Below are 13609 nucleotides of genomic sequence, written 5' to 3' on the forward strand. Positions count from 1 at the left end.
TAAAGATTCATTAAGATCGTCTACAAGGAGAAGTTTTTTTATCAATATCTCCAGCTACACCATTGTAAGTTGCCCAAGGCTCTTGTTCACCAGTATCCGCTATTTGCTCATCAGGAGCAGCAGTCCAATTAGTAGTTCCGCATGCTGCATAGTATTTGCCTTCATAAGAAACAAAAGCGTATGACTTACCACTCCAATCGCCATTATGATACTCATTACCACCTTTATGCCAATCACCAACATATTCCATCTTCACAGTATCTGTAACTGGAGAAGGAGTATCTCCTCCTGTTAATGTAATAGTTACATTTGAAGGATCACTAGAACCTAATGCACATGTAACTCCTGTACCACCATGCGTTTCAGCTTTACATATACCACTAGCCGTAACTTTACCTGCTGGAGTTAATACTGCTTGATATGAACCTGTCCCAAAAGATCCTTTAACTTCTACTTTAACATCTTGCCACGCCTCTGAATAAGTTTGTGGAGTTAACTGTAATGTAAAATTACTTGAAGACTTAACAAGAGAGCCAAAAGACTGCTGACTTGGAACACTTGCTGCTGTTTTTATTTCAGTCGCATCTTCTATTCTTACAGATGATACTGAAGTGCTAGATCCAGCTTCAGCCTTTTCATCAATAACAGGTTGAGTAGAATAAATTCTAGAATCAACTTTACTGTTATTTACTAACTCTAGAGTATAAGAGTAAGCTGAAGTACTGATAGCTAAAGGTGCTAAAAGACAAAGTGATTTATAAAGTTTCATATCATTTTCCTTAATCAGGGTTTAACTTCAATTACCATTCTAATTAATCATAAAGAAAAAGTATGTTTCAAATAAGTAACAATATGTAACATTTTTGTTACAATAAAATTTATAATTTTATTATTTACATATTTTCTATTACATAGTTTAATACCTATCACTCTACATTTATATACTATAAATAAGGTCTTAAAATGAAACAGAACCTCATAAAATTAATACTTATATATACATGTTTACAAGCTACCATATATGCTAATACCTCAAACAAAACTATTAAACTTAATAAAGATATAACTACAAAAATATCATCTAATTTCTATAATATTCAGACAGGTACAAAAAATTATGATTTCCCAACAGAGGTGAGCATAACACCTAAAACTACTGGTATAAAAATTAATTTTAAAAATGATGGCAGTAAATTTGTTTATCAAAATGATAATACAACTAACAATAGTGAACTATACGATCAAGAAGTCTTCGAAGTATTTATTCACTCTGGAGATAAAGTTTCAAATCAATATTTTGAATTTGAACTGAATCCAAATGCTGCTTTATTTAATGCTTATATAAAAAAGGCAGGAAAAGAAGCGTATTTTTTAGATGCTTCATCACAAAGTAATGACAAAACTACAAAACATACAACTTATAACAAGCTTGCATGGCAAGTAACCAAAGATTCCCAAAAAGGAAGCTTTTCTGGAGAGTTATTTATTCCATACTCTTTAATTAATAAGTCACAATGTTACAGAGCAAATTTTTTAAGGATCGCGTCCTATACTGATCATTCAGAAGAGAAAAACTGGAAATGTAATATAAACACTTGCTCATACTTAGCTTTTAACCCTACATATAGTACAACTTTTCATATCCCTGATAAAATGGTGATTTTGGATATTGATTCTAATAATTTAGTCTAAGAAATAAAACATATGACTAACTTAACTGTATCATTAGACTATAAAATTAATATTGTATGCTATTTATAATAAAAAAATAAGCGTCTATCTTTGTATATATACCAACAATACCTCTTTAATATAGTTTAACATCGCTGTAAATAACAACTTCTCAAATCTTATAAGCCCCGAGTATCTTATGTATGTATAGCGTTTTAAATGAAAAGAATGTTAAAATGGTTTGCACTTATAGCAAAATAATCAGATTTAAGGTACCTATTATACTTAATTTAAATACAAGTTGTTAAAAATAATATAGTTAATTTGCAGGTGGAGTATTTTCTTCAACATATTTAATACTATCTTCATATGTATAAAGTATAATTAACTTATCATCATCAATAATAAGTTCAGGGTGGCTGGACTTCTTAGGACCGAAGTTTTTAATAGCTATTTTTTTCTTCTCTACAGGGTCAAAAGTTTGTAGATATAAGTAGTTATTGTAACTCGCAACCGTTACAAATTTATTGTGTTCACTATTTGGCAACACTTTAGCAGAAAGATAAGTGTTAGCATCAACTTTTGACCAGCCACTAGCAATACTACTACCTTTATATGTATATATGTTATAATCATAAATACTAATTTCATCATTCGAAATACCTAATAAAGCAACATTACTATCTTCAACATATAAAGGATTATTTTCAACATATAAAGGTTGAAACATTCTATATTTCTCATAGCTACCACCAATAGCGCGATAAAAGCTAGGATAAGGTTTGATGATTTCAAACTCTAATCCTTTATAGCTTATATGCACTTCATAAACCTTATCACCTACTACCAAAATATTTGATTCCATGCCGACACTATATTTTTCGTATTCAGTTGCTACCATTGTTTCCATGTCTATTACGTCTATTGTAAAATAACTTAGTTCTGAAGTTATTTTAGGTTTTACATCAGATGTACATGTACCTATCACTTCTTGTTTACCATCTTCTTTATTTAAAGTAGCTAATGATAAAATAGTATTACATGATGACCCTCTAAATAATCCTAAGTCTTTTATGCTATTGCCATTATCACTAACAAGTAAAGTTTGGACATATTCTGGATATTTTCCTTCATCTTCACATTTATTTCTATTTATAGCAACAAGATAAGTGCCTTTTTTTAAAAGTGTAATTTTTGAATTAACACCTTCTCCAATAGTTAAATCACTTTTTGAATTATTATCATTTGCTATTGCAAGAGTACTCCCTGTTACAATTAGCATAAATAAAATTATTTTTATTTTTTTTATCATCATTTAATTTCCTACTTTTTACTTAATTTTCATAATTTAGATATTTTCTAAAAAACATAATACTTATAACTAATTCAAGTTCTAAATAACATTGAAGAATCTTGTTTGAACACCTTATGAGTAAACTTTTGCAGCATTTCCTAACTTGCAGATAAACTTTTTAGTCATACCATTTATTTCCTTATATGACTGAGCATCTAAAACTCTAAATGTCATTTCAACTTCATCATTATTATTAATACTATATGCATTGTTCTCAATAACAGGGATGCTAGATTCTATATGATGATCATTAAGTAATTGCTGAGAAAATACTATTCTATTTCCTACATTCATTATTGTTGTAGGTCTTATATATCCATTAATTTCAGTATAGTCATTAGTACCAGAATAGACTTCACACTTATTTAATGAAAAAACTAATGTAATTTGATTACCTAATTTCACTGCCTTATTTATATCATCATAACTTTTTAATTCTTGTGATACAGCACACGAAAAAAAAGAAAAAGTTCCTACTATTGCCGCTAATTTATAAAGTAATTTCATATGCTTATAATTTCCTCTTATTCAACAAATGTTTAATTGCGGAGATGGATTATAATTAACAAAAGAAGAAAAGTATGTTTCAAATAAGTAACAGTGTGTAACATTTTTGTTACATAAAATAATAAAAATGAATAGTTAAAAATTCTTTGAGGAAATCACCCAAACATCTCCTTTAAGGCTGATAAGCTTTGCTTTGAATTTTCTTTACGAGTCTCAGCACACTCTTTTTCTGTACCAACCCAATATAAGTCAGTTTCAGGTAACTCATCTATAAATCTACTTGGTATTGATATCTGCTTCTCACCGAACTTTTTACGATGTTTTGTCATTGTTATAGTAAGATTCTCTTTAGCTCTTGTAATAGCTACATACGCAAGGCGTCTTTCATCTTCGATTGACTCTTCTTCAATACTTTGTTGGTGCGGTAAAATGCCTTCTTCCATACCCATTATATAAACTTTTTTAAATTCAAGCCCTTTGGATGCATGCATAGTTATTATTTGCACTTGATTATCATTTTTATCTTCATTATCACGATCTAAAATATCAATAAGAAGCATTTTATTTAAAACTGCAGATAAGGACTCTAAACCTTTATAAGATTCATCTTCAAGTTGCTTCGCTATCCAACTAATAACCTCTATAACATTAGCATATCTAAACTCTGCTTGCTTTTCAGATGAACTAGAATCTATCAACCACTGTCTATATGAGATATTATCAACAAAATCATTAATGATTTTCTTTAACTCCCCAGATGAAATACTAGTATGTATCTTTTGCTGAGTATTTATAATCAAATCTTTGAAGTTCAATAGCTTTTTCTTTGTTAAATCACGAATGTCTATAGCATCAAGATTGTATAAGGTATGAAAAAAACTACAATGATACTCACTAGCATATTCACCAAGTTTATGGATAGTTGCACTGCCAACTTCTCTTTTTGGAGTATTTACTACGCGTAGAAATGCCCTATCATCATCAGGGTTTACAATCAGTCGTAAATAAGAAATTATATCTTTGATTTCAGACTTTGAGAAAAAAGAACTACCACCACTAATCGTATATGGTATTTTGTGCATTTGCATATATCTCTCAAGCAAAAATGCCTGATAATTACTACGAATCAAGATAGCATAATCAGAGTTCATTGATTTGGTTTTGACTCTATCAAAGAATATATCACTAGCGATAAACTGAGCTTCATCTTCATCATTAACCAAACTTATTAATTTTATTTGCTCACCATAATCTTTTGATGACCAAAGTTTTTTTTCAAAGATATGACTATTATTTTCAATTAGTTTATTGGCAATATTCAAAATCCTACCAGTAGAACGATAGTTTTGTTCAAGCTTAATTACTTTTAAATCTGGAAAATCTTCCTGCAAGTGGCGTAGATTCTCAGGTCTAGAACCTCGCCAAGCATAGATTGACTGATCATCATCACCAACTACCGTAAATTTATGCTTTTCTTGTGTTAGATATTTTAAAAGTTGGTATTGCGATTCATTAGTATCTTGATATTCATCAATTAGAATATACCTAAACTTATCTGACCAAAGATTTTGAATTTGTTGATTATTTTTAAATAATTGAATTGGTTGAAATATCAAATCATCAAAATCAAATGAGTTATAAGATCTTAGATACTTTTGATATTCCTTATAAACAAAAGCTGCTTGTTCTTCTAGTTCATCTTTTGGCTGAACTTGACTTGGATCTAATAAAGCAGATTTCCAAAAGGATATTTTTGACTGAATAAAACTTGTATTTTGCTTAGGTAGTTGATACTGATCGTAAGCAATATCATGTATCAAAGTATGTGCATCATGACTATCAAAGAGTGTGAAGTTTTTCTTATAGCCAAGCTCTTTAAAGTGTCTTTTTAAAATAGATAATCCGAGAGAATGAAAAGTTGATATAACAAGCCCTTTTGATTGCTCTTGGCTAAGTCGAGATTTGACTCTTTCTTGCATTTCCTTAGCAGCTTTGTTAGTAAATGTAACAGCTAAAATACTTTTTGATGGATATAATAATTCTTCAATTAAATATGATATCTTCTCAATAATTACACTAGTCTTACCACTACCTGCCCCAGCAAGTACCAACAGTGGTGAACTTGTATATTTTACAGCTTCTTGCTGCTGAGGATTAAGCCTTGTTAACATTTAGTAATAACTTCACCAGTATCAAGAGTAAACTCCTCAGAATCTGTTTCTTTATGAAAAACAACTAACATATAGCAGTTACTATCAACTAATACCTTATTCACAACATTTGCTAAAGGTTTACCCTCACTATTTTTCAGATCAAAACTTTGTATATCTGAGTCAGATTTAACTACTGCTAACTCTTTTTTCAATTTTGCTTTATAGTGCATTCTAGCTATTACTTCTTGCCCCATGTAGCAGCCTTTCGTATAGCAAATTACATTTTCAACATTATCTAACTCAAGTTCAGCTGGTAAAAATTTCTCAAAATTATCAGTATTGATAACAGCTAGTTTATTTAAGATATTTCGTTTTTGAACTTCTTCAAAACTAACGTCTGATTTTAGGCTATTTTTAGCTAGTATATTATGATTTAGAAAACTATTCTTTGTAAAAAATAATGAAAAATCTTCATTTATAAAAAATGTCACTTTTGAGAACATGCCATACTTTTTAAGCCATGTAAGTAAATTTTCTGTAACCGTTTTTTCTACAGATAAAAGTAATTTTTCATCTGAAATAAACTTCACAAAACATAAAGAAATAATACGTCCTTTAAGATTTGCAAAAGCAGTTAATAAAATATCATTATCTGTAGATAACAGATTTAAATCAGCAGTTGTTAACCCTTGCAAAAACTTCTTAGTATCTGCACCATTTACTTCAATAATATCAAAATTATCATATTGGAATATCATAGGAAAACCTAATTGTTTTAGTAGAATTTCAGCTAGTAGATTTTAGTATATTTAATAAAAGTATGCAAAGAATGTTTTCTAGAAGTTAGCACTAGTCCCACCAATGCCTCTTGGTTGATTATTTTGAAAGCCTCCCTGAGGGCCATCTAACATCATTTGTCTATTCAAGGCTCTATCTTCATCGCTGATTCTAAGATTATTTCTAGCATTTACTGGCTCTGGTGTTGTCAGGTTTGCTAGATTCGGGTTTTCATCTTCAGAATCATCTTTTTTATTTTTATGATCCTTATGACTATGTTCTTTTACATGATGGGAATTTCTTGAATCTTGATCAGGTCGCTTAGCTCTTGGAGCTCTCATATCATCCTCAGAGATTCCACCTATATGATGCTTTGGAGCTTGCTGAGATTGACTTTTCCTTTGATTTAACATTTGACGATGAGACTGAAGCCCTCCCATATCTCGAGCTGCAGAACTGTATGATTCATTTTTTCTAGTATCTTCAGCCTCTGAAAAGCCTACTGTTGGTACACCTAAAATTGAAGTCAAAATTGATGTTAACAAGATCTTTTTCATTAGTTTTTTATCTCCCTATATTCTTATAAAAACTCTTTAATAATATTCTCTAACTCTATAGTATCTTTAGCAAATGACTTAATTCCTTCTGCTAACTTATATGTCGCCATAATGTTATCATTCATTTGCCAACGAAAATCAACTTCTGTAATTTTTGTTTGTTGAGAAATAGTACTATTACTATTTATTAGTTTAGGCTCTATTTTATTATTTATACTATTTAATTCTTCAAGGAGTGCTGGGGCTATTGTCAACGCATCACACCCAGCTAAGGCTAATACTTGTTTAGCATTTCTAAAGCTAGCACCCATAACTATGGTTTTAAACCCCTGCTCTTTATATAAGTCATATATAGCTTTGACTGAGTTAACTCCCTCATCACTACTTACCTCTGGAAATTCGTTAAGATTTTCTTGCTGCATTTGCCAATCAGTAATCCTTCCAACAAATGGAGAAATCAAATACACATTAGCTTCTGCACAAGCTTGTGCTTGAGCTTTATCAAAGATAAGCGTCAAATTACAATTTATACCTTCTTTTTGGAGCTGCTGAGCCGCTTTGATTCCTTCCCATGTGGCTGCCACTTTAATTAAAACTCTATCTTTAAAAATGCCTTTTTGATTATATTTCTCTATTATTTCTTTTGCATAATTTATAGTTTTCTCAGTATCAAAAGAAACTCTAGCATCTACTTCACTAGAAACCTTACCATCTATGACATCAAGTATTTTACAACCAAAGCTAACCAATATTTCAATAGATATTTCTTTTATAAGATCCGCTTCTGCTAAATTAGGATTATTTGATTTTACATTAGCTATAATACCTTTAACAAAATCTGCATATTTCTTATCTTTTACTGCTTTTAATATAAGGCTTGGATTTGTTGTTGCATCGATAGGTTTATATTTCTTAATTAACTCAAAATCGCCTGTATCTGCAACAACTCTAGAGTGTTCCCTAAGCTGATCTAACGCAGTCATTTCCATACATCCATTACCAAATTTATATACTTATAGTTAGAGTATACAATTTTAGTATTATTAGATAAACGAAATATCAATAATTTTTACAAAAGTTGATTGGTTAAATAGATATAGCTTATAGGCATAAAACTTTGAAAAAACTTTAAGAATTATCAAATCAATGGGTAAACTTATCCTTCAACATTTCAAACATAGCTCTAACAGCCATCATTTCCCCACCTTTTGGTCTACCTGGAGTACTAGTCAAGTTCCAAGCAATCATATCAAAATGTATCCAAGTTGGTGCATCTTCTAAACCAACAAAATGCTCCATAAATAAAGCTGCCTTTATAGCCCCTGCAAATGGAGAGGATAAATCTGCATGAGATATATCAGCATATTCTGTCTCTAAATTCTTTCTATAACAATCAGCTAAAGGAAGCCTCCAAACTTGATCTTTCATAAGCTTCCCATATTTATTTATATCATTAGAAACTTCATCATCATTACAGAAAAAGGCAGATATTTCTGGACCAACAGCTACTCTAGCAGCACCTGTGAGAGTAGCAAAATCTATCAAATATTTTGGTTTCTTTTGCGCCTCTACAAATAGTGGTTCGGCTAGGATCAATCGCCCTTCTGCATCTGTATTCACCACCTGAACAGTTGTACCATTTTTCATTTTAATAATATCACTAGGACGATATGATTTTGCATCTATAGCATTCTCAACTGTTGGAATCACAAGATTTAATCTAATAGGCAATTTATGTTTCATAATCATATAAGCAAGACCTATCGCATTAGCAGATCCTCCCATATCTTTATGCATAAGAAGCATTCCAGATGATGGTTTAATATCTAAACCACCAGTATCAAAAACAACCCCTTTACCAACTAAAGATACTAGAGGATGCTTATCATCACCCCAACTTAATCTAACTAGTCTTGGTTCTCTATGACTACCTTTACCAACTGTATAAATACCCATATAACCTTGTTTGGCAAGCTCCTCACCCACAATTTCTTCAAAGCTAGCACCAAATTCATTAGCTAATTGTTTTACAATATTAGAAATATCAGCTGGCCCCATCTCTTCTGCAGGTGTTGTAATCATATCTCTAACTATAAAGTTTGCCTCTATGTTTGCTAAAATATATTCATACTCTTTTGGTAGGTATAGTTTTACATTCTGCTCTTTTGGTTTTGATTTATATTTATCAAACTTATAGCTGCCCAAAGCAAAACCAATATACATAGAAGCAAGATCATTACTATCACAATATTCTATATGATAATCTCCTTTAGGTAATTGATTAGATAGTTCAGCAATACTAAACATATCATCAGTTACTCGACATACTATTTTTTCAATATCTCCTTGGGAGTTAGGAATAATAACAGTTGTCTTTTTTTGCTCCGCCTGATTTATAATTTTTTGAGAAAAACTATCTTGTTGAATTAACCAAGCTTCGAAGTTTTTCTTACAAATAAGATAAATAGGTAAAGAATTCTCACTTTTTACTTGTTTAAAGCATTTTAATTGTGTTGATACATACATCTTATAGCTCCACATCTTGATTTAATAATAACCAACTATTGAAATCCTGGACTGTTTTGGTTGTTAAAATACCTGCTGTTTTATAAAGGCTTAAAAAGCCCATAATATAATCAAATTCTGTGTTGTTTAATTGAATAAGAAATTGATAATATTGATTTAAAAGTATGAAGTACTGAGTAATAGTTGTAGTCCCTTGATCATACCTTTCTTTATATTTTTCATATGCAATCTTTGCAGCAGCAACAGACTCTCTTAAAGAAGTTATTTCTTTTTGCTTTAATTGTACAAATCTAAAAGCATACATCGCATCATTTTGAGCAACCCTACCAGTCTGGATCATATCAAACTCAGATGACTGATAATCATAAGCAGCCTTCTTAAGTTCAGCATAATTTGTACCGCCAGAAAAAATATTCCAAGTAAGGTTAATACCAAAATAAAAAGCACTAACATCTCCTCTAGATGGTAAAAACCTATCAAAAACAGGATTACCTAAAGAGCTAATATCATTAAAACCAGGCGAATATTTAACCTCAAAATTAACCCTTGGCATAAATGGGCTAGTTGCTGATTGATAATCATAATATTTACTTTCTTTAGTATGCATAGAGCCAAGATAAGCAGGATTACTTCTCATAGCCAGCTCTTCCCAGCCTTCTTCTGTATTGGGCGAAGGCTCTTTCACTTTAAAATCATTATTATAAAGAACTACATCATCATTATTATTTGTAAATTTACGTAGTTCCGCCCGTGCAACTTTTTCTTCTCTTTTTGCAGCTGCATAATCAGCTTCTGCTATATAGTAGTTTGCTTTTACTGTTTCATAATCAGCAATATCAGCGACTCCAGCCTTATATTTACTTTCTAGTTCATTCAAGCTTTGTTTGTTTGACTTTAAATTATATGAATTATATTGAACATTTTTAATAGCTTTTGCTAAATTAAAATAAGCATAACTAGTATCATATAAAAATTGTTGATAACTTGTTCTATAATCCTGCTGAGCGAATTGGGCTGTTTCTTCTGCAGATTGCAAATCCTTATATGCTCCGTAATCATATAGTGGTTGAGTCAACGAGACAATACCTTTTATAGATCTAAAACCTCCAGCTTTAGAAATATCTCCACTAGAACTAGATTTACCATCGCCCCCAATATCAGTAGCTCGAATATCTCCTCCAACATCTATACTAGGTAATAACCTACCTAGCTGTATTGCAGGATCCATTTGACGAGAATTTAATTGAAAACCAATATATTTATATTGAGGAGAATTACTGATAGATTGTTTAACAGTAGTAGTATAATCAGACACAGGGTTAGCTACAGCACTAATTCCTAGTCCAAATATACTAGCCGAGATTAGTAAATATCTTAGCACTACTGTTTTCAAAATCTTACTCTTTTATACTTTTAATAATAAACTGTTCTGTATTAGATAAGGCTTGGTTAATACTTGTAGCATCATTACCACCACCTTGAGCCATATCAGGTCGCCCGCCGCCTTTACCGTCAATATGACTACTAAGCTCTTTTGCTATATCGCCTGCTTTGATTTGTGCTGTTGCTGTTTTACCAACTCCAATCACGAACTGCACCTTGTCTGAGTTTACTGTAGTTAATACAGCAACTACCTTATCATCTTTTGACTTATAATCATCTATTTTTTCACGCAAAGTTTTTACATCTACGCCTTCAATATTAGCCACAACAAGTGTATTCTCACCTACCTTTTGCTCTTTAATATCATTACTAGAGCCTGATAGCAGATCTTTTTTAAGCTTAGCAATTTGTTTTTCTTGATTTTTGACTTGCTCAACTAAAGATTTAAGCTTATCTAGCATATTGCTATCATTAGCTTTTAAACCATCTTTTATAGTTGCTATCTTATTTTCAATCTCAAATGTATATTTAAGTGCTTTTTCAGCTGTAATTGCTTCTATTCTTCTAATTCCAGAAGCAATACCACCTTCTGACACAATTTTGAATAAGCCAATATCTCCAGTGTATGCGACATGAGTTCCACCACAAAGCTCTACAGAGAAATCTCCCATAGATATAACTCGTACGATATCTCCATATTTTTCACCAAATAATGCTTGTGCTCCCAAAGATTTAGCTTTTTCTTGAGATGTCTCAATTGTGCTAACAACATAGTTTGCTCTAATTTGTTGGTTGACCAAAAGTTCAATTTCTTGGATTTGATTGCGCGTAATAGCTTTATCATGTGTAAAATCAAATCTTAGTTTGTTTTCATCAACTAAAGAACCTTTCTGCTCTGCATGATCGCCAAGTACTATTTTTAAAGCTTTATGAAGCAAATGTGTAGCACTATGATTTGCAGCTGTTGCTAATCTTTTGCTATCGCTTACTTGAGCAGTAACTTCATCTTCTATATGCAAGACACCACTTGTAAGTTTACCAATATGCAAAATTGCTTCACCTGATTTTTGTACATCTGAAACAACAAACTTAACTCCAATGCCTTCAATGATTCCTCTATCACCAACCTGTCCGCCAGACTCTGCATAGAATGGCGTCTTATCCAGTATTATTACAGCATCATTACCAACTTGTAAGCTTTCAGCAATATCGCCATCTTGATAAATCTCCAAGACTTTTGCATCCTCTATAAGCGTAGAATAACCTTTAAATTCTGTCTTAGCTTGAGAGTTAATAGTTGCATTGTAATCAACATTAAACTTTCCAGCCTCTTTTGATCTTTGCTTTTGAATCTGCATTTGTTTTTGAAATGCTTTTTCATCAATTTTTAGACCCTTTTCTCTTGCCATATCAGCTGTTAAATCAATAGGAAAACCATAAGTATCATAAAGCTTAAACGCAACATCTCCAGAAATAATATCGTTTTTTAGATTCTGTATCTCAGCATCAAAAATTTTGATACCATTTTCAATTGTTTTTGAGAAAAGTTCTTCCTCTTTAATTAAAGTTTTTTCAATCAGATCTTTTTTCTCGACCAGTTGCGGATAAGCTTCTCCCATTTGATTAATTAACTCGTCAACAAGTTTATAGAAAAATATTTCATTAGCACCAAGCTTATTACCATGACGAATAGCTCTGCGGATGATTCTGCGTAATACATACCCCCTACCTTCATTAGATGGCAACACACCATCAGCTATCAAAAATGAACATGAACGGATATGATCGGCAATCACTTTCAATGAAGCTGAATGAATATCTTTAGTATTAGTAACTTGCTGAGCTTTTCTGATAAGAGCTTGGAACAAGTCTATATCGTAATTATTATGTACATCTTGTAATACTGCAGCAATCCTCTCTAGGCCCATACCTGTATCAACAGATGGTTTTGGTAGATCTGTAGTACTACCATCAGCATGACGGTTATATTGCATAAATACAATATTCCAAATCTCGATATATCTATCGCCATCTTCCTCTGGAGTGCCTGGCAAACCACCTTCGACATTTTCACCATGATCATAAAAAATCTCAGTACACGGTCCACATGGTCCGGTATCTCCCATTGACCAAAAGTTATCAGCTGTATCTATACGAATAATTCTTTCTTTAGGTAAACCTATATCATTATGCCAAACATCAAATGCTTCATCATCAGTAGCATATATAGTTACCCAAAGCTTCTCCTCTGGTAACTTGATCTCTTTAGTTAGAAAATCCCAAGCAAAGCTAATTGCCTCTTTTTTAAAGTAATCACCAAAACTAAAATTACCAAGCATTTCAAAAAAAGTATGGTGTCTAGCAGTATAACCAACGTTATCTAAATCATTATGCTTACCACCTGCTCTCAAGCATTTTTGAACTGTTACAGCTCGTGAAAAATCTCTTCTCTCAGCTCCTAAAAATACATCTTTGAACTGAACCATTCCAGCATTTGTAAAAAGCAAAGTATCATCTCCAAATGGAATCAATGATGAGCTTGGCTGGTGCGAATGTTCCTGCGCTTTAAAATAATTTATAAACTTATTTCGTAATTCTTTAGTTGTGATCATGGTTTACCTTTAAACTTAGATAGCCTAGGCCTTTTAAAATTAAATAAAACAGTCAATATTATAAACCAT

General features: G+C 31.5%; 11 protein-coding genes. 1 reads left to right on the plus strand and 10 read right to left on the minus strand.

Annotated elements, in window-relative coordinates; genetic code table 11:
* Positions 1-10: 10 nt before the first annotated feature.
* Positions 11-769, minus strand: a complete 759-nt coding sequence (locus QI37_RS01720) for a hypothetical protein (RefSeq protein WP_040007986.1) — start codon at positions 767-769, stop codon at positions 11-13.
* A 194-nt stretch (positions 770-963) separates the two neighbouring features.
* On the opposite strand from QI37_RS01720, the gene QI37_RS01725 reads away from it, so the two are divergent.
* The gene (locus tag QI37_RS01725) at positions 964-1692 is read left to right on the plus strand and encodes a carbohydrate-binding family 9-like protein (RefSeq protein WP_040007989.1); all 729 of its coding nucleotides are present in this window, start codon (positions 964-966) and stop codon (positions 1690-1692) included.
* Positions 1693-1990: 298 nt separating this feature from the next.
* On the opposite strand, the gene QI37_RS01730 is transcribed toward QI37_RS01725, so the two are convergent.
* From QI37_RS01730 to alaS, 9 genes are all read right to left on the minus strand, one after another.
* A complete protein-coding gene (locus QI37_RS01730; protein WP_040007991.1) occupies positions 1991-2986 on the minus strand; it encodes a hypothetical protein in 996 nt (331 codons plus the stop codon).
* 111 nt (positions 2987-3097) lie between these two features.
* Positions 3098-3532 carry a VirK family protein gene (locus QI37_RS01735; protein WP_040007994.1) on the minus strand — a complete coding sequence of 145 codons (435 nt, stop codon included), beginning with the start codon at positions 3530-3532 and terminating at the stop codon, positions 3098-3100.
* A 155-nt stretch (positions 3533-3687) separates the two neighbouring features.
* Complete coding sequence (locus QI37_RS01740; protein ID WP_040007997.1) at positions 3688-5703, minus strand: UvrD-helicase domain-containing protein; 2016 nt, start codon at positions 5701-5703, stop codon at positions 3688-3690.
* On the minus strand, positions 5697-6443 hold the full coding sequence (ygfZ, locus tag QI37_RS01745) for a CAF17-like 4Fe-4S cluster assembly/insertion protein YgfZ (RefSeq protein WP_040007999.1): 747 nt from the start codon (positions 6441-6443) through the stop codon (positions 5697-5699). The genes QI37_RS01740 and ygfZ overlap by 7 nt, the downstream gene beginning before the upstream one ends.
* Positions 6444-6521: 78 nt before the next feature.
* Positions 6522-7019 (minus strand): hypothetical protein, encoded by a 498-nt coding sequence (locus tag QI37_RS01750; protein ID WP_040008002.1) that lies wholly within the window; start codon positions 7017-7019, stop codon positions 6522-6524.
* 23 nt (positions 7020-7042) lie between these two features.
* Positions 7043-8002 (minus strand): transaldolase, encoded by a 960-nt coding sequence (locus tag QI37_RS01755; RefSeq protein WP_434061679.1) that lies wholly within the window; start codon positions 8000-8002, stop codon positions 7043-7045.
* A gap of 160 nt (positions 8003-8162) precedes the next feature.
* Positions 8163-9545: a M17 family metallopeptidase gene (locus tag QI37_RS01760; protein WP_040008007.1), complete on the minus strand. Its 1383-nt coding sequence runs from the start codon at positions 9543-9545 to the stop codon at positions 8163-8165.
* A 1-nt stretch (position 9546) separates the two neighbouring features.
* Positions 9547-10938 (minus strand): TolC family protein, encoded by a 1392-nt coding sequence (locus tag QI37_RS01765; RefSeq protein WP_040008008.1) that lies wholly within the window; start codon positions 10936-10938, stop codon positions 9547-9549.
* A 4-nt stretch (positions 10939-10942) separates the two neighbouring features.
* A complete protein-coding gene (gene alaS / locus QI37_RS01770; protein WP_040008010.1) occupies positions 10943-13540 on the minus strand; it encodes an alanine--tRNA ligase in 2598 nt (865 codons plus the stop codon).
* Positions 13541-13609 lie beyond the last annotated feature (69 nt).

Origin of the sequence: Candidatus Francisella endociliophora (genome assembly GCF_000764555.1) — a bacterium.
Lineage (GTDB): Bacteria > Pseudomonadota > Gammaproteobacteria > Francisellales > Francisellaceae > Francisella > Francisella endociliophora.